Annotated in this window: 16 protein-coding genes; 2 read left to right on the top strand and 14 right to left on the bottom strand. The window is 41.4% G+C overall.

Annotated elements, in window-relative coordinates:
* The first annotated feature begins 90 nt into the window (after nt 1-90).
* A complete protein-coding gene (gene fghA, locus BTN98_RS01550) occupies nt 91-939 on the top strand; it encodes an S-formylglutathione hydrolase (RefSeq protein ID WP_060999038.1) in 849 nt (282 codons plus the stop codon).
* 143 nt (nt 940-1,082) lie between these two features.
* Here fghA and BTN98_RS01545 read toward each other — a convergent pair whose 3' ends face one another.
* The 3 genes from BTN98_RS01545 to guaB form a co-directional block, all read right to left on the bottom strand.
* Nucleotides 1,083-2,642, bottom strand: coding sequence for an AbgT family transporter (locus BTN98_RS01545; RefSeq protein WP_060999036.1), 1,560 nt, complete (start codon nt 2,640-2,642; stop codon nt 1,083-1,085).
* 330 nt (nt 2,643-2,972) lie between these two features.
* Complete coding sequence (gene guaA, locus BTN98_RS01540; RefSeq protein WP_060999034.1) at nt 2,973-4,556, bottom strand: glutamine-hydrolyzing GMP synthase; 1,584 nt, start codon at nt 4,554-4,556, stop codon at nt 2,973-2,975.
* Between the two features lie 113 nt (nt 4,557-4,669).
* Nucleotides 4,670-6,133: an IMP dehydrogenase gene (gene guaB / locus BTN98_RS01535; protein ID WP_060999032.1), complete on the bottom strand. Its 1,464-nt coding sequence runs from the start codon at nt 6,131-6,133 to the stop codon at nt 4,670-4,672.
* Nucleotides 6,134-6,406: 273 nt separating this feature from the next.
* On the opposite strand from guaB, the gene xseA reads away from it, so the two are divergent.
* Nucleotides 6,407-7,759, top strand: a complete 1,353-nt coding sequence (xseA, locus tag BTN98_RS01530) for an exodeoxyribonuclease VII large subunit (RefSeq protein ID WP_060999029.1) — start codon at nt 6,407-6,409, stop codon at nt 7,757-7,759.
* A gap of 62 nt (nt 7,760-7,821) precedes the next feature.
* On the opposite strand, the gene BTN98_RS01525 is transcribed toward xseA, so the two are convergent.
* The 11 genes from BTN98_RS01525 to ndk form a co-directional block, all read right to left on the bottom strand.
* Nucleotides 7,822-8,052: a zinc ribbon domain-containing protein gene (locus BTN98_RS01525; RefSeq protein WP_082732184.1), complete on the bottom strand. Its 231-nt coding sequence runs from the start codon at nt 8,050-8,052 to the stop codon at nt 7,822-7,824.
* 458 nt (nt 8,053-8,510) lie between these two features.
* Entirely contained in the window at nt 8,511-9,419 is a 909-nt protein-coding gene (locus tag BTN98_RS01520; protein ID WP_231730707.1) for an alanyl-tRNA editing protein, read from the bottom strand.
* Between the two features lie 75 nt (nt 9,420-9,494).
* A complete protein-coding gene (der, locus tag BTN98_RS01515; protein ID WP_060999028.1) occupies nt 9,495-11,000 on the bottom strand; it encodes a ribosome biogenesis GTPase Der in 1,506 nt (501 codons plus the stop codon).
* 176 nt (nt 11,001-11,176) lie between these two features.
* Nucleotides 11,177-12,340 (bottom strand): outer membrane protein assembly factor BamB, encoded by a 1,164-nt coding sequence (gene bamB, locus BTN98_RS01510; RefSeq protein WP_060999026.1) that lies wholly within the window; start codon nt 12,338-12,340, stop codon nt 11,177-11,179.
* A gap of 10 nt (nt 12,341-12,350) precedes the next feature.
* On the bottom strand, nt 12,351-12,962 hold the full coding sequence (locus BTN98_RS01505) for a YfgM family protein (RefSeq protein ID WP_060999024.1): 612 nt from the start codon (nt 12,960-12,962) through the stop codon (nt 12,351-12,353).
* A 13-nt stretch (nt 12,963-12,975) separates the two neighbouring features.
* On the bottom strand, nt 12,976-14,244 hold the full coding sequence (hisS, locus tag BTN98_RS01500; RefSeq protein WP_060999023.1) for a histidine--tRNA ligase: 1,269 nt from the start codon (nt 14,242-14,244) through the stop codon (nt 12,976-12,978).
* Nucleotides 14,245-14,348: 104 nt separating this feature from the next.
* Entirely contained in the window at nt 14,349-15,461 is a 1,113-nt protein-coding gene (gene ispG, locus BTN98_RS01495; protein ID WP_060999021.1) for a flavodoxin-dependent (E)-4-hydroxy-3-methylbut-2-enyl-diphosphate synthase, read from the bottom strand.
* Between the two features lie 18 nt (nt 15,462-15,479).
* Entirely contained in the window at nt 15,480-16,451 is a 972-nt protein-coding gene (gene rodZ / locus BTN98_RS01490) for a cytoskeleton protein RodZ (RefSeq protein WP_060999019.1), read from the bottom strand.
* Entirely contained in the window at nt 16,441-17,199 is a 759-nt protein-coding gene (pilW, locus tag BTN98_RS01485; protein ID WP_060999017.1) for a type IV pilus biogenesis/stability protein PilW, read from the bottom strand. Before pilW ends, rodZ begins: the two co-directional genes overlap by 11 nt.
* Before the next feature lie 58 nt (nt 17,200-17,257).
* Complete coding sequence (gene rlmN / locus BTN98_RS01480; protein WP_060999015.1) at nt 17,258-18,379, bottom strand: dual-specificity RNA methyltransferase RlmN; 1,122 nt, start codon at nt 18,377-18,379, stop codon at nt 17,258-17,260.
* 248 nt (nt 18,380-18,627) lie between these two features.
* Complete coding sequence (gene ndk, locus BTN98_RS01475) at nt 18,628-19,056, bottom strand: nucleoside-diphosphate kinase (RefSeq protein ID WP_060999013.1); 429 nt, start codon at nt 19,054-19,056, stop codon at nt 18,628-18,630.
* Between the last annotated feature and the right edge of the window lie 11 nt (nt 19,057-19,067).

The following is a 19,067-nucleotide window of genomic DNA, read 5'->3' as shown; positions in this document are numbered from 1 at the left end:
GCTTTTTATCCATAAGCTTTCTATAATAATGCTATAAAAAATGCGCAGAGCATCAACACTCTGCGTAAATTTAACAAGAGACCAAATCCAATGCCTTTAGAAAATATTAGCTGTAATAAAAGTGCTGGCGGCTGGCATAAGCAATATACTCACCGCTCAGAAGTCTTAAATTGTGATATGCGTTTTGCTATTTACTTACCGCCACAATGTGCGGCAGGTAAAAAAGTACCGGTTATTTACTGGTTATCAGGACTAACGTGTACTGATGAAAACTTTATGCAAAAAGCAGGTGCACAGCGTATGGCTGCCGAATTAGGTGTTGCTATTGTTGCCCCTGACACCAGCCCTCGTGGCGAAGGTGTTGCTGACGACCCACAAGGTGCTTATGACTTTGGTCTTGGTGCTGGTTTCTATGTTAATGCAACAGAAGCGCCGTATAACCGTCACTACCACATGTATGATTACATTGTTAATGAATTACCAGCATTGATTGAAGCTCACTTCCCTGTAACTGAGCAACGTGCAATCAGTGGTCACTCTATGGGTGGACATGGCGCATTAATGATCGCAATGCGTAACCCTGAGCGCTACAGCTCAGCATCTGCATTTAGTCCGATTACTAATCCAATGAATTGTGCTTGGGGCCAAAAAGCGTTTACTGGTTACTTAGGTACTAATACACAAAATTGGAAGCAATACGATTCAAGTGAATTAATGCGTAAAGCAACTATCAAAATGCCAATGTTAGTTGATCAAGGTACGCACGATAATTTCTACAACGATGGTCAACTTCGTACAGAAACCCTAGCTGAAGCGGCTAAAGCGAATAACTACCCAATAGAAATTCGTATGCAAGATGGTTATGACCACAGCTACTACTTTATGGCATCATTTATTGACGATCATCTTCGTTTTCACGTTGAGAACTTCAATAAATAATGACTAAATTTTATTAAGCTCCTCTTTGCAGACAGGGTTTAATGGAATACAAAAAAGCCTCGAACAGTGATACTGCTCGAGGCTTTTATTTGTTTAACGATAACTCTGTATTAAAGCTAATTACCGTTATTACAGTCTATTAATTACATGCTGTAAGTGTAAGGCGCTTGAACACCTAGTGGAATACCAAGAGTCCAGTACGCTAGTAGGAAGATAGTCCAACCCACAAGCATTGCAATTGAGTACGGCATCATCATTGATGCTAATGTACCAATACCAGAGCTCTTCACGTAACGCTGCATGTAAACTACCACTAATGGGAAGAACACCATCATTGGCGAAATAATGTTAGATACTGAGTCACCAACACGGTAAGCCGCTTGAGTTAATTCAGGAGAAATACCCACAGCCATCAGCATTGGTACCATGATAGGACCAATCAATGCCCATTTAGCAGACGCTGAACCGACTAATAAGTTAACGCTTGCAGTGAGTAAAATCATACCAACAATCGTTACTTGGCCAGGTAAGTTCATTTCTTGCAGTAACTGTGCGCCAGAAAGTGCTAATAGTGTACCTAAGTTTGACTGTGTAAATGCAACCAAGAATTGTGCAATAAAGAACACCATTACCATAAAGCCAGCCATACCCGCCATTGTGGTCGACATTGCTTTAATAATATCAGCGCTTTGCTTAAACGTGCCTGCCACTTTGCCGTAGATAATACCTGGAATAACAAACAGGATAAAAATTAACGGTACGATAGATTGCATTACAGGTGCATTAAAGGCAGCGACTTCACCTGTTGGTGAACGTAATGGTGATGTTTCAGGCCATACTGCCGCAACAAGCAATGCAATACCTGCTAGCATTGTCCAACCAGCATATGAGAACGCTTTACTTTCTAGTGCTGTAAAAGAACCCATATCAGGTGCTTCTTCAGCATCAGCATCAATTGCGGTTTTTTGTAAACGTGGCTCAATCACTTTATCTGTGATGTACCAGCCAATACCAACAATAACAAATGATGATAAACCAGTGAACATTAGGTTTGCTAACGGGTTAACAATGTAACTTGGATCCATGATGCGAGCTGCTTCTTGGGTGAAGCCCGCCAATAATGGGTCGATACCAGAAGGAATAAAGTTCGCAGAGAAACCACCAGAAACACCTGCAAACGCAGCAGCAATACCTGCAAGCGGGTGACGACCAGCCGCGTGGAAGATGATACCACCTAGTGGAATAACCAATACATAACCTGCATCCGCTGCTGTATGCGAAACAATCGCCACTAAAATTAGCATCGGTGTCAGCAGTTTAGCTGGTGTAACATTTAGCATTTTCTTAAGGCCAGTATTAATAAAGCCTGACGCTTCAGCAACACCAACACCTAACATTGCAACTAATACAATACCTAATGGCGCAAAACCAGTGAAATTCTTCACCATGTTAGCCAAAAAGCTTGCCATTGCATCACCCGTTAGCAAGTTGTTTACTTGCACAACATCTTTCGTCACTGGGTGTACAAGGCCAAAATTAAACTGTGATAGCACCGCAGACAAAACCCAAACGGTTACTAAACCCCAAAAGAACAGTAAAGCAGGATCAGGAATTTTATTACCTGCACGCTCAATACCATTTAAAAACTTGTCCATCGCACTCGTCGAAGGAGGTGGTGCTTGCTTAAGTGTTTTTTCGTTCATGGTAATTCCATGTCCTTATGTGGTTATGTTTGCAGTGCGGATCTACTTATATGTAGTCGATCTCATTTTTTTTTCGCTCAAATAAAGTCTGAATATTCGCTGAACGATTGTAATGAAATTACCACAACAAACAGTGTTATAGACCTACTTATAACACTTACCTACCACAACATATTGTAACCAATCGTTAATACGAAACTTACAACACACATAAAAAAAACAACTCATTAACAACCAGAGTGATCAAACCCAATTAACGCTAAATTGCAGCCATAAAAAAAGCACCCGTAGGTGCTTTTTATTAGTCAATTATTGCGAGTAAAGCAGTGATTATTCCCACTCAATCGTTGCTGGCGGTTTGCCTGAAATATCGTAAACAACGCGTGAAATACCGTTTACTTCATTGATAATACGATTAGATACTTTACCTAAGAAATCGTACGGCAAGTGTGCCCAATGTGCGGTCATAAAGTCGATAGTTTCAACCGCACGTAGCGATACAACCCAATCGTATTTACGACCATCGCCCATCACGCCAACAGAGCGCACAGGTAAGAACACAGTAAATGCTTGTGATACTTTATTATAAAGATCGGCGTTATGTAATTCTTCAATGAAGATAGCATCGGCGCGACGTAGTAAATCACAGTATTCTTTCTTTACTTCACCTAATACACGTACACCTAGACCTGGCCCTGGGAATGGGTGGCGGTATAGCATGTTATAAGGTAAGCCAAGCTCTAGACCGATCTTACGTACTTCATCTTTAAATAATTCACGTAATGGTTCAACCAAGCCCATTTCCATATCATCTGGCAAGCCGCCAACGTTATGGTGTGATTTAATCACATGTGCTTTACCTGTCTTAGATGCCGCAGATTCGATAACATCAGGATAGATTGTACCTTGTGCTAACCACTTAGCATTTTTAAGTTTCTTTGATTCTTCATCAAAGATATCAACAAATACGTGACCGATGATCTTACGTTTTGCTTCTGGCTCATCAACACCAGCCAATGCCGTTAAGAAACGATCTTCTGCTTTAACGTGAACAATATTTAGGCCAAATTTATCACCAAACATGTCCATTACTTGTTGACCTTCGTTAAGACGAAGCAAACCGTTATCAACAAATACGCACGTTAGCTTATCGCCAATCGCGCGGTGAATAAGCATTGCAACCACAGATGAATCAACGCCACCAGAAAGACCAAGGATAACTTCATCGTCACCCACTTGTTCTTTGATACGTTCAATCGCATCTTCAATAATATTGGCTGATGTCCATAGCTTTTCACAGCCACACACATTCATTACAAAGTTTTCAATTAACTTCATACCTTGGCGAGTATGCGTAACTTCTGGGTGGAATTGCACGCCATAGAAACGCTTGTTTTCATTTGCCATAGCAGCAAATGGACAGGTATCTGTTTCAGCAATCTTGACAAAATCTGCTGGAATTTCGACAACTTTGTCACCGTGGCTCATCCACACATCAAGCAGTGGTGTGCCATCTGCAGCAACAGCGTCTTGAATATCTTTTAAGAAAGCAGTCTGCTCAACAATTTTAACTTGCGCATAACCAAACTCACGCTCATCAGAACCTGCTACTTTACCACCCAGTTGTTCTGCCATGGTCTGCATGCCGTAACACACACCAAATACCGGAACACCCGCATCAAATACATACTGTGGTGCGCGAGGAGAACCCGCTTCAGTAACACTTTCAGGACCACCAGAAAGAATAATACCGTTTGGATTGAAATCACGGATATCAGCTTCATCAACGTCCCAGCTCCAAAGCTCACAGTAAACGCCGATTTCACGGATACGACGAGCAATTAGCTGAGTGTATTGCGAACCAAAATCCAAAATAAGAATACGTTGGTCATGAATATTTGTGGTAGTGGTCATTATAGAGCTATCTCAAAAATTGAATGTATTGGGGGCTATATCTAGCCCCGATTTTATCTAACTTCTTCACTTAGGCAATCGTTTTCGTCAAAAGACTACCGACTGCCTAACAATTAACCCATGCGGTAGTTAGGTGCTTCTTTTGTAATCGTCACATCATGAACATGTGATTCTTTCATGCCTGCACCTGAAATACGTACAAATTCAGCTTTAGTGCGTAAATCTTCAATCGTTGCAGAGCCAGTTAGACCCATGCTTGAGCGTAAACCACCCATTTGCTGATGCACGATTTCTTTCATCAAGCCTTTGTATGCCACACGGCCTTCAATACCTTCAGGAACTAACTTGTCTGCCGCGTTATCTGATTGGAAGTAACGGTCAGAAGAACCTTTTGACATTGCGCCTAATGAACCCATACCACGGTATGATTTATATGAACGGCCTTGGTATAGTTCAACTTCACCCGGTGCTTCTTCAGTACCTGCGAACATTGAGCCAACCATTACACATGATGCACCAGCAGCGATTGCTTTACATAAATCACCAGAGTAACGAATACCGCCATCAGCAATAACTGGAATACCGTATTGATCAGCAACAGATGCCGCTTCTGAAATCGCAGTAATTTGTGGAACACCCACACCTGTTACGATACGAGTAGTACAAATTGAACCCGGGCCAATACCCACTTTCACGGCACTTACACCCGCTTCAATCAGTGCACGAGCACCTTCAGCCGTTGCAACGTTACCGCCAACAATTGGTAGATTAGGGAAAGCAGCACGAGTTTCACGAATACGTTGTAAAACACCTTCTGAGTGGCCATGAGATGAATCAATAAGTAATACATCAACGCCCGCTTCAACTAATGCAGCAACACGTTCTTCGTTACCCGCACCAGCGCCAACAGCAGCACCAACACGTAAACTACCGCGCGCATCTTTACATGCATTTGGTTTACGTTCTGCTTTTTGGAAGTCTTTGGCGGTGATCATTCCTTTTAGACGGAAGTTATCATCAACAAGTAGTACTTTTTCAACGCGGTGCTGTTGCATGATAGCTTCAACTTCTTCGCGAGATGCACCTTCTTTAGCAGAAGCAAGTTTGTCTTTAGACGTCATCACTTCTTCAACTTTAATTGAAAGGTCGGTAACAAAACGAACATCACGGCCAGTAATAATACCAACTAATTCATTGTTATCAGTAACCACAGGGTAACCTGCAAAACCATTTTCTAATGTTAAACGCTTAACATCTGCAATGGTGTTATTTGGCTTAACAGTAACAGGTTCTGCAACAACGCCAGCTTCGAACTTTTTAACCATGCGAACTTCAGCCGCTTGTTGTTCGATAGACATGTTTTTGTGGATAAAGCCAATGCCGCCCTCTTGAGCCAGTGCAATAGCTAAGCGACCTTCAGTCACGGTGTCCATAGATGCTGATAGCATAGGAATGTTAAGAGCAATCTCTTTCGTGAGACGGGTGCGCAGATCGGCAGTGTTAGGTAGGACTGTAGAATGAGCAGGAACTAGTAATACATCATCAAACGTCAACGCTTCTTTTTTAATTCGTAACATGCAATATCTCACACCAATTTAAAGGTTTACAAAGAAGATTAAAATATTGCGAACGGATTATACGTATGAAGCAATCGTTTGGCTATATTTATTTTTTATTTTTTTATTGACAAAAAACATTTGCTGAGTAGTATATTTCGGTTAACTATCCGGTGATGCGGTCGACGAAATACGGCCAAGATCTGTCCATTGATCTGCCTAGGCGTTTTTCGTTCTATTTGATAGTTTTCTGACCGCCTGCCGCCACTCATTCGCTAGCAGGTACCTCACTTCGTGACTCTATTCGCTTCTCAAAGCCAATCTAACGATCGCATCTACACCGTTTCCAGTCTCAATGCCCAAGTTCGTCTGATCCTTGAAAATGAAATGGGAATTGTTTGGCTTGTCGGTGAATTATCAAATTTCTCGATGCCAGTTTCTGGTCACTGGTATTTCACCCTCAAAGATGCTCGCGCTCAAGTAAAATGCGCGATGTTCAAAGGCAACAATCGCCATGTCACTTTTAAACCGAGCAATGGTAATCAAGTATTAGTCAAAGCACGGTTATCTATTTATGAACCTCGTGGCGACTATCAACTGATTATTGAAAGCATGCAACCAGAGGGTGATGGCCGTTTACAACAACAATTTGAACAACTAAAAATGACCCTTGCTGCAGAAGGTTTATTTGCTCAGTCATTAAAAAAACCATTACCACCACAACCACAACGTGTCGGTATTATTACCTCTAAAACAGGTGCGGCACTGCACGATATTTTACAAGTATTAAAGCGTCGTGATCCAAGCTTAGCGGTAATTATCTATCCAACAATGGTTCAAGGTGATGGCGCAGCAATATCGATAGCTCAAGCGATTGGACGCGCTAATGCAAGACAAGAATGTGATGTATTAATTGTTGGTCGAGGCGGTGGCTCATTGGAAGATTTATGGGCATTTAACGAAGAGATCGTTGCTCGTACTATTGCAGCGAGTCAGATCCCTATCGTCAGTGCTGTCGGTCATGAAGTCGATGTCACTATCGCCGATTTTGTCGCTGATATGCGAGCACCAACACCATCAGCCGCTGCAGAGTTAATCAGCCGCGATAATTCAGCACAAACAGAAAAAGTAGCCCACAAAAAAAGGCAATTACAACATGCTGTGCAGCGCTATTTATCCAAGCAAAACCAGTCTATTAGCCATTTAAGTCATCGCTTAGAGCGTCAACATCCACAATTACGCTTAAATCAACAACAACAGCATTTAGATGATATCAGTCGTAGACTACAGCAGATTATGCTGAAAAAGATTCAAATACAGCAACAACGTATTACTCAAAATACCTATAAGCTGTCACTTTATTCGCCACAACAACGTTTACAGCATGATAAAGCCACACTGGCGAGCACGACACGCAGATTATTTGATGCTATGGATCGTAAGCTACTTAATGCTAACCATAAATTAGCATTAGCTGCCGAGAAACTCGATACGGTAAGTCCACTGGCAACGCTTAGCCGTGGTTATTCGATTACTCGAGATGATAAAGGCAATGTTATTCGCCATTGCGATCAAGTTAAAGCCGGAGATCAACTGATCACAACCGTAACTGACGGTAAGATTTATACCACTGTTAACCCTTCATAACCGCTTGTTTTATAGCCGCAATAGTGAACATTATTGCGGCATACATCTTCTTCGCTATAACGCTAATCTGCAACAACATTAAATACACTTTTAACGCGTGATTTTGATTTTAATTCATTGCAATGATTACAGAAATAGCTTGCAGAACCACACGCTTGTAACTTCTCTAATTGCTCTGAGCAGTCAGGACAAAACGCTGTTTTTGTTACTTTTTGTTGGCAATAGTCGCAGAAATACCCCTGATCCTTCCAACTCAATTCACTCTCACATTGCGGACAAATATTTTCACTCACTCTATATAACTCCTTAATGAATTTGCTCTAGCATGCAAAATTATTCGCTGAGATGCTACTAAAATTAAAACCATCCAATAAATATTTAACACGATAGATCTTCACTATTCCCTACTGCATGTAATCAACATTAATTCAGTCACTATGATCCCAGTGATGATCATTACCCTTATGGGTGATCATCGTGTTTATTAACCACGATCAGCGATCAGCTAGTAAAAGAATATTTATCAATACACATCCCGAAAGCATAAGTTACATATTCTGCATATGGATTTTAAACAGCATAAAGTATTAACACTTTCGTATTTAAACCAAATCAAACAACATTTAATAAAATAAAAAATAATGGAAAACAAGATAAAAGATCACCAAAATTAGACATTTATTACTATAGAGCAGCGTTTAATTAAAAAAAATCGCCCGAAGACGATTTTAAATACCCTAGTTAGCACGTTTTAAAGAGGTATTGCAGTAGTGATCATCACGATCTCTTGATCAGAGATAACCTCAAATTTAACCGCTAAAGATTGATATTCAGCCAGTGACGTTGCATGAGTACCGCCGCAAGGAATTTCAATAATACCTTCATCGCCTAAATCACACTGCCAATAACGTGAGTCAGTTAATGTTTCTCCTTCACGTCGCATCACTATTGGCGTTGCTAATTGGATCCATTGTGCAAGTTGCTGATTAATATCTAAAGTTATTTGGGCTAAATTAGCCACCATCTCAGCGCTGTTTAAACCTCGTTTACGCAAGGTCTTACCTAAACGGTAATAATCGGTACTGCAATTTTCACTGACAATACTTTTCTCTTGCGCATAACTGTGAAAATCGTAAAAACCTAATTCATCACGGCGGCTAGGATCTTTACGCCAAAAATCATGGTGCAACACTTTATTTAATGCCAGTGATGATAAATGACCACCGCTGTGACCACGACTTAATGCTTGTTGATAGGCCTTATCAACCGTTAATGTGACAGTTTCAGCTGCTGCAATCACGATCGCAGCATCTATAGAATGAACCACCACAAATACCCAGCCTTCGGTGTCACGCTTAACGGGAATATCGCTGGCAATATACAATTGCTGAGTCGCGATTTCGATAGCGCCAACGACACAATCAACAACATTATAACACTGGTCTTGATAGCATAATTGACCACGATCAGCCGGATGATCTGGCCAAATATGGCTTACAGGATGAAACGGAGTCTGTGCCGTTACCACCCATGTAGTACCGTTTTTATTAGCCTCTGCACAAATAACCGTGGTATCTATTTGCCATTGATTTTGGGTGAAAACGACTTTGGTTGGTGTAATCAAGGTTGGCATCGCCATCGTTGCTGTAATAGCAGACATGATATTTTCCTTATAAAAAAGCCCAACACTATGGTTGGGCTTTCACATCTAAAAACAACACACAGTCGTCAAAAATTACTTTCTACGATCATGTAAAGCGCTAGTTAGACGCTTGCGTTGACGCTCTTGAGAAACCGTCAACTTCTGCTTAGTTGTTTCAAATGGGTTCTCACTATTCTGGAATTGAATTCGAATAGGTGTACCCATCATTTCTAATGACTTACGGTAGTAGTTCATCAGGTAACGCTTGTAAGAACCCGGAAGGTCATTAACTTGGTTACCGTGAATCACAATAATCGGTGGGTTATAACCACCCGCATGGGCATACTTAAGTTTCACACGACGGCCACGAATCATTGGTGGCTGGTGATCATCTTGTGCCATTTGCATAATACGAGTTAGCAATGATGTGCTAATACGCTTAGTTGCTGACTTATACGCTTCAATAACTGATTCATATAAGTGACCAACACCTGTACCGTGCAATGCAGAAATAAAGTGAATACGGGCAAAGTCAACAAAACCAAGACGACGATCAAGTTCAGATTTAACGCGATCTTTAACGTCGTTATCTAAGCCATCCCACTTATTAATTGCAATCACTAATGAGCGACCAGAGTTAAGAACAAAACCAAGTAGGCTTAGATCTTGATCTGAAATATTTTCACGCGCATCGATAACTAACAATACAACGTTAGCATCTTCGATAGCTTTCAATGTTTGAATAACAGAAAACTTCTCAACTGCCATGCTCATATTCTTACGACGACGAACACCTGCAGTATCAATCAATACGTATTCTTGACCATCACGTTCCATTGGAATGTAAATAGAGTCACGTGTTGTTCCCGGCATATCGTAAACAACAACACGTTCTTCACCAAGAATACGGTTAGTTAGGGTTGATTTACCCACATTAGGACGGCCAATGATAGCCATCTTAATTGGTTGTTCTTGTAGACGTTTATACGCAGCTTCAGCATCTTCTTCAGAAAGGTTTGCTTTCTCGATGTCTGCAACTGAGGTTAAATCTTCAAGAGTAAATTCACCGTCTTCGTCATTTTCAGCTGCTAACTCTGCATTTAATTTATCAGAGAATGGTGCTAATGCACGTTCCATTAGTGCTGTAACGCCACGGTTTTGGGTTGCTGCAATTTGGAACATCGCATCAACACCTAAACGCCAAAACTCAGCACACGCAGTATCAGGATCAATACCATCAACCTTGTTAACCACTAAAAATGTTGGCTTTTCACGGCTACGTAGGTGCTTTGCAATTGCTTCATCAGCCGATGTTAATCCTGCACGACCATCAACCAAGAACAGTACCACGTCTGCTTCTTCGATTGCCGCTAATGACTGTTCAGCCATTTTAGTTTCAACACCTTCCTCTGTGCCATCAATACCGCCGGTATCAATAACAATAAATTCGTGCTCTTCTAACTCAGCTCTACCGTATTTACGATCCCTAGTTAAACCAGGAAAGTCTGCAACTAGTGCATCCCTCGTGCGAGTAAGACGATTGAACAACGTCGATTTACCCACGTTTGGGCGCCCGACAAGGGCAACAACAGGAATCATAATTACCTCTTACTTTTCATAGTCTTAATTGACATTTTACCGTTCATTCTTGCCTCAAATAAGCATATTTACTTATCTTCATCCGACAATAATATACACAACGGATATAACAACAACGGCTCCAACTGCATAAGACAGCTGGAGCCGACAAATTAATCTAGCGACAGTATACCGACTTATTTCGATATTTGCATTTTGTTGATTTCGCCATCACGAGTAACAACAATGAAACCATTGTTGTCAAGCGCAACTGGCGGTACCGCAATTCCGCTACCATCAATCGATTCTTGTGAAACAAATTCACCTGATTGAGTATCTAACCAATGCAGGTATCCTTCCGCATCACCTGTCACTAAGTAGCCATCAATCACAGCTGGCGCACTCAGTTGGCGATATTGAAGCTCTTTGTTTTGCCATAGCTCAGTACCACTACGGGCATCAACTGCGACAATATGATCTTTCGAGGTTACAAGGAACAATTCATTACCATCAACCACAAAATTTGTTGCTGATGAATAATTACGTTTCCACGCAATTTGACCACTACGAAGATCAATCGATACTAATGAGCCATTATAGCCAATCGCGTATAAACGATCGCCAGCAATCACTGGTGCAGCATCCACATCCACCAAACGATCAATTTCAGTTGATCCTTTAGGTGTTGAGATTGTTTGCTGCCATAACACTTGACCATTATTTAAAATAGCGCCTTCTAAGCGCCCATTTGATAGGCCCCAAAAAACACCACCAGCAATAGCAACCGGTGAGCTAGTACCACGCAAGGTTAAGGTTGGAATCTCATTGCTGATTTGCCATTTGTTTTTACCAGTATCAGCATTCAGTGCTTGTAACACACCACTACTGGTATGAACAACCACAATACCACTGTCAACTAATGGCTTTGATAGCACTTCACCAGCCACTTTAGCGCGCCAAACTTCTTTACCAGTTTCGGCATCTAATGCGATAACATCTGCATTTTCGGTGCCCATGAAAATTTTTCCGTCAGCTAATACTAAGCCACCAGAAATTTTAACTGGAGTATCTTTTTCTAAGTCGTTTTTCCATAACACTTTACCGTTACTAGGATTCAAAGCCTCAACCAAACCATTACGATCTGCAACAAAGACTTTATTCTGACCAACAACAGGAGTCAGTTTTGAATAGTAGCCAGAAACGCCATCACCGACACTATGGCTCCAATCGGTTTTTGGTGTAAAAGTATTATCTACTTTTGGCAATGGTGCCATATGAATAGAATCCACTTCACTGGCACACCCCGATAGTACGCTCACAGCAACTGCTACGGCTAAAGCTCGTTTTAACACCTTATGCATCATGTCCGCCTTATTGAGCTAAGTCATTAAGCTTCATTTGCAATGCTGGTGATGAACCATCTTGCTGAGCTTCTATATATGCTTCACGAGCAGCTGGAATATCGCCTTTTTGAAGCAAAATATCGCCACGTAATTCAGCAATATTTTCATTCCAGCTTGGAATCGTTACTTTTTTAAGTTCAGTTAAAGCTAGATCAAATTTTTGTTGTTGGGCGTAAATACGTGCTAGACGCGTTACGGCTAACGGTAAGATAGCGTTATCTTTAGTGTTATTAATCACCCAATTAAGTTGAGTAATTGCACCGTCAAGATCGTTATTCTCAACTTGAACTTTCGCTAATTGTAATGCTGCAAGAACAGCGTATTGGCTGTCTTTGTTAGCTTCAATGAACGTTTGCGCTTCAGTGACAGCAGTTTTACTATTATTGTCGAGAGCCGTAACTACTTGAGTATAGGAATCTGATGCTAAATGCTTCGCAGCATGGACTTCAGACTGGTAGTAACGCCAGCCTAATAGACCGCCTAAACCAATCACGGCGCCTAGAACAACGGCTTTGCCGTTATCTTGCCACCACGATTTTATCGCTTCAACCTGTTGTTCTTCTGTGGCGTACTCGTTCACTTCCTGTCCTCTCTTAAATCAACGCTGCCAATTTAGCGGCAACCTCGTCCTGTGCCATGATTGTTTGTTCACCGCCATGGAGATCTTTAACCACAACCGTGTTTTGTGCAATTTCATTTTCACCAAGAACAAGGGCAATGGCTGCACCTACGTTATCAGCACGTTTAAATTGCTTTTTAAAATTACCGCCACCAAAGTTAGACATAATGCGTAACTGTGGTAACTGATTACGTAATTTTTCTGCAAGCAGCATACCAGCAGTTAATGTACCTTCGCCGGCAGTTACCACATATACATCAACAGAGCGACGTACATCGTCTTGCTCTAGTGCTTCCATCAGTAAAACCAAGCGCTCAAGGCCCATCGCAAAACCTACTGATGAGGTTGCTTTACCGCCTAGTTGTTCAACTAGACCGTCGTAACGACCACCGCCACATACTGTACCTTGCGCACCTAAACTATCAGTGATCCACTCAAATACAGTACGGTTATAATAATCTAAACCACGTACAAGGCGCTCATTTACTTGGTATTTGATACCAGCAGCGTCTAATAGTTCACATAATCCAGTAAAATGTTGCTGTGATTCTGGATCGAGGTACGCTGAAAGCATTGGCGCATCAACAAGGATTTCTTGAATCGCTGGGTTTTTAGTATCAAGTACACGTAGTGGATTAGTGTACATACGACGCTTAGCGTCTTCATCTAATACATCCATATGCTGTTCAAGGAACGCAATTAATGCAGTGCGGTACTCTGCACGTGCCTGCAGTGAACCAATAGAGTTTAACTCTAGACGAACATGGTCATTAATACCAAGTTCACGCCATAAACGGGCGGTCATCATGATCAATTCGGCATCAACATCCGGGCCATCAATACCAAATACTTCGACACCAACTTGATGGAATTGACGGTAGCGACCTTTTTGTGGGCGCTCATGACGGAACATTGGACCCATGTACCATAAACGTTGTTCTTGATTGTAAAGTAAACCATTTTCGATACCAGCACGCACACAGCTTGCTGTACCTTCTGGACGTAATGTCAGACTATCGCCATTACGATCATCAAAGGTGTACATTTCTTTTTCAACAACATCTGTAACTTCACCGATTGCACGTTTAAACAAATGTGTCGACTCAACAATTGGCATACGGATTTCATTGTAACCATATGCACTGATCACTTGTTTAACTGTACCTTCGACTTTTTGCCAAAGTGGAGTTTGTGTTGGTAGGCAATCGTTCATGCCTCGAATTGCTTGAATTTGTTTCGCCACGATTATTCTCATTTTTCGATGGGGATTTAAATCGAATATATAATTTATTGCAGAAATAGTGAACCATGCTGCCACAATAACAGCATGGTTTTTACTATTTTATGCTATTGCGTAATATCTATACGATTGTTTAGGTCTAACATTGAGGCTTTTGCGCGGATTTTAGCCTCAAGTTGATCAATCACATTCTCGTTATCAAAGCGTTCTTTTTGACGAATACCGTCTTCATAGAAGGCACTTTTACGATTACCGCCAGCAATACCTAAATGCGAAGCTTCTGCTTCACCAGGGCCATTAACCACACAACCAATAATAGAAACATCCATTGGAATCACGATATCTTCTAAGCGTTGCTCTAATTCATTAACCGTTGCGATAACATCAAACTCTTGGCGTGAACAAGTTGGACAAGCAATAAAGTTAATTCCACGCGAGCGAATACGCAGCGATTTTAAAATATCGAATCCAACTTTGATCTCTTCAACCGGATCTGCCGCTAATGAAATACGTAAAGTATCACCAATACCTTCAGCTAATAGCATCCCTAGGCCTACCGCTGATTTCACAGAACCAGCACGCGCACCACCAGCTTCTGTAATACCTAAATGCAATGGCTGGATAATTTGCTTGGCTAGTAATCGGTAAGATTCAACCGCAAGAAACACATCAGAAGCTTTAACACTAACTTTGAATTGATCAAAGTTAAGGCGATCTAAAATCTCTACATGGCGCATCGCTGATTCAACTAACGCAGCCGGCGTTGGTTCACCGTATTTTTGTTGAATTTCTTTTTCTAACGAGCCGCCATTGACGCCAATTCGAATTGGAATATTATTATCACGCGCACATTCAACCACTGAGCGAATACGATCTTCACGACCAATATTACCAGGGTTAATACGCAAACAATCAACGCCGTATTCAGCCACTTTCAATGCAATACGATAATCAAAATGAATATCAGCAACTAAAGGAACATTCACTTGTTGCTTGATCAACTTAAACGCTTCAGCTGCATCCATCGTCGGTACAGAAACACGAACGATATCGGCACCTACTTTTTCCAGCGCTCGAATTTGAGCAACCGTAGCCTCAACATCTGTGGTACGGGTATTGGTCATCGACTGCACAGCAATCGGAGCGCCATCGCCAATAGGCACATTACCGACATAAATTCGGCTTGATTGGCGACGTATAATGGGTGATTCGTTATGCATGTTTATTATTCTCTATTACTACGGCAACGTTAACGTTACAGGTCGACCCGCCGGATAACGACTAAGATCGAAAGGTTGCCCTTTAATTTCTATTTTAACGGCACTCGGCGCACCAAGTCGCACTCGAAACGGCGCCTTGCCATCAAGAGTAAGTGTTTGACCCGCAGTCTTAATGCCACTTTCAAGACGTTTACCATTTGCATCACGAATATCAATCCAACAATCGGCAGCAAACGTAAGCTGTAATGCAGGTGTTGCTTCAACCTCTGTTGTTGCAACAGGTGTTACTGCTGCTGTCGTTGAAGTGTCTGCCGTAACTGCAGCCACCTGTTTTATTACCGTTGCTGTATCTGCTGCTACGACTGGTGTCTGCACTGTATCAGTGGTGATTGCAGCAGGCGTAATATTTGAAGCAGTCACATCCGTTGGCGTAATATCTGTCGCCGCTGCATCGGTGCTAGTCGTCTCAGTAGTTACCGTTGTTGCAGATGGTTCAACCACAGCTGATGTATTATCCGCTGGCGCTGGCGCTTCAACATTAGCAACATCAACCGCAGGTGTAAGATCGCGATCTAAATGGCTATTTTGCCACCACCATACCGCTGTCACACCGACAAAAATCACCGCTAAAATCCATGTTAACCCCATTATACGGCTATCATGCGCTTCATGGTTAGTGCGACGTGAGAAACTTTGCATTTCTTGTGCTTTAGGTTTCGAGTGACCATAATCGTCAAGTAAACCGACCACTGCAACATCATCTAAACCAACATACTTTGCATACGATCTCACATACCCTCGAGTAAATGTCGATATCTTTTCACTATCAAAGCAGTTACTTTCAATATCATTGATAACAGATAATCGTAGCCGTAATCTGTTAGCGATATCTATTTGCGAGTAACCTAATTGTTCTCGCGCCTGACGAAGCATATCGCCCGGTCGTGCAACATTGTTTGGTTGAGGTGAATCGTTATGTTCAGTATTCATTGGCTAGATAATTCTGATATTGCTGAGAATCAGGGAATTGTTCTTTTAATAAGTTAGCGTATTTAGTGACCAAAGTTAACCGTCCAGTTTGGTTTTCTAACTGAATAAGTAACAGCAAGCTATTTGCTGTATACCCATATCGCTTATTAAATTTAAACAACAGCACACGAGCGTCTTTATAATTATTAGCGTCTAATTCTAGTCGTGCCAGTTGTAACATTGATTTCGGACGATATGGATCATGAGAAAGTGCTTTTTCAAAATAATCTATCGCTTGTAAGTCATTGCCTTGTTTATTACTACATAAACCTGCATTTTCATAACTTGCCGAAATAAGGTAATAGTAAGGTTGATCGATAGCTTTAACAAAAGCACTGATGGCTTCGTCATAACGCCCTTCGCTACATAAAAATACCCCGTAATTATTAAGTACGTCACCATTTTTGGGTGAGTCCTTTAAGGCCTTTTTATACATTTCTTCAGCAGCGGCGTTTTCACCTACCTTTTGATAATAATAGGCCATGGCATTTTGGACTCGATAATAATCTGGTGCATACTCTAATGCTTGCTCCAGATTTTCACGGGCACGTTGCCATTGACCTACTTTTAAATAACTTAACCCCAATGTCATTCGTGCTTCAGCAGCATCAATGGCATTGAATTGTTCAGCGCTATTTTCTACTGTCACAGTGGCACAACCGGCCAACAGTAAACAAGAAAATAATGGATAATTTATCCATCGTATCATTTTTACTCACCTTAACATCCATGTTAAACCGCGAAGTGATTATAATCGCCAATCTAATTTAAAGGGTTTTCACTGCAATCGGTTCACCCACTGATAATTTAGCTTGAGTGCGTTTAGTTCGGTCAATAACATCACCCACTAACTGGCCACACGCTGCATCAATATCATCACCACGCGTTTTACGTACAGTAACTGTGTAATCATACTCCATTAGAGTTTTCATAAAGCGATCTATACGTGAATTACTAGGTTTTTTATACGGAGATCCCGGATATGGATTAAATGGAATCAAGTTAATCTTCGCTGGCGTGTCTTTTAGTAGACGGCCTAACTGACGTGCATGCTCCATATCATCATTGACATGATCAAGTAGCACGTATTCAATCGTTACACGACCACGGTTAGCATTGGTTGAGTTAACGTAACGACGCACAGCATCAAGAAACGTTTCAATATCCCAACGATCGTTAATGGGCATAATTTGAGAACGTAATTCATCGGTTGGCGCATGTAATGAAATAGCCAATGCAACATCAATAGTACCAATCATTTGTTCTAGGCCAGAAACCACACCAGAGGTTGATACGGTAACGCGACGCTTAGATAACCCAAAACCTAAATCATCAAGCATAATTTCTAATGCTGGAATTAAGTTTTTCATGTTCAGTAATGGCTCACCCATACCCATCATTACGATATTGGTAATAGGACGACGGCCAGTTTCTTTTTGTAGGCCAATCTCTTTTGATGCACGCCATACCTGACCAATAATTTCAGATACACGTAGATTACGGTTAAAGCCTTGTTGGCCTGTTGAACAGAACTTACACTCTAACGCACAACCAACTTGAGAAGACACGCATAACGTCGCACGATCTTCATCAGGAATATAAACGGTTTCTACGTCTTGATCACCAACACGCATAGCCCATTTAATAGTGCCGTCACTTGAGTATTGCGCATTAGAGACTTCTGGCGCACGGATTTCAGCCACACGCTGTAATTTTTCGCGCAACTTTTTATTAATATTGTTCATTTGCTCAAAGTCATCACAACCGAAATGATAGATCCATTTCATTATCTGATCTGCTCGGAATGGCTTTTCATTTAGCTCTTCGGCAAAGTATTTACGCAGACCTTTGCGATCGAAATCCAGCAGATTAATTTTGACAGTTGTCATCGGTTGGTGCCTCACTAAAAATGACTATTGCTGCGCCTTTATAACTCGGAGATCTGCAATTGGCAGTCTCATCATAGCTATCAGGGTTTAAGGCGCGAAATTGTACAGCCTTTAGGCGCGGGTTTCCACCTGTTCACTATATGGTTATTTTAGCGGTTATAACAATCTTGGCGCATAAAATAACAAAGGGAAGCCTGAGCCTCCCTTTAGTATTTGGTTTTGCTTGTTTTTTAATCACAACGCAATCATTAACTGCGAGGACATAATTCATCAGCAGCAAAAAAGTAGCCAATCTCACGTTCAGCCGATACTGGGCTATCTGAGCCATGGACCGAATTATAACGTAAGCTAATAGCAAAATCGGCACGAATAGTCCCGCATGCTGCTTCTTGAGGATTGGTTTTCCCCATTAGCTCTCGATAACGAACGATGGCATCTTCGCCTTCAAGCACTTGCACCATCACCGGACCTGATGTCATGAAATCAACTAATTCATCAAAAAAAGGCTTACCTTCATGTTCAGCATAAAAGCCTTGAGCTTGCACTTTTGTTAGCTGTAACATTTTTGCCGCTACAATTTTCAAACCTGCATTTTCAAAACGTTGATAAATAGCGCCAATTAAATTTCGTTTAACAGCATCCGGTTTTACGATTGAAAAAGTTTTTTCTATTGTCATTATTATAGTTT

It is taken from the genome of Photobacterium aquimaris, assembly GCF_002954455.1.
Classification (GTDB): domain Bacteria; phylum Pseudomonadota; class Gammaproteobacteria; order Enterobacterales; family Vibrionaceae; genus Photobacterium; species Photobacterium aquimaris.
The sequence above is the reverse complement of the archived record's forward strand: the minus strand, read 5'-3'. Positions and strand labels throughout refer to the sequence as shown.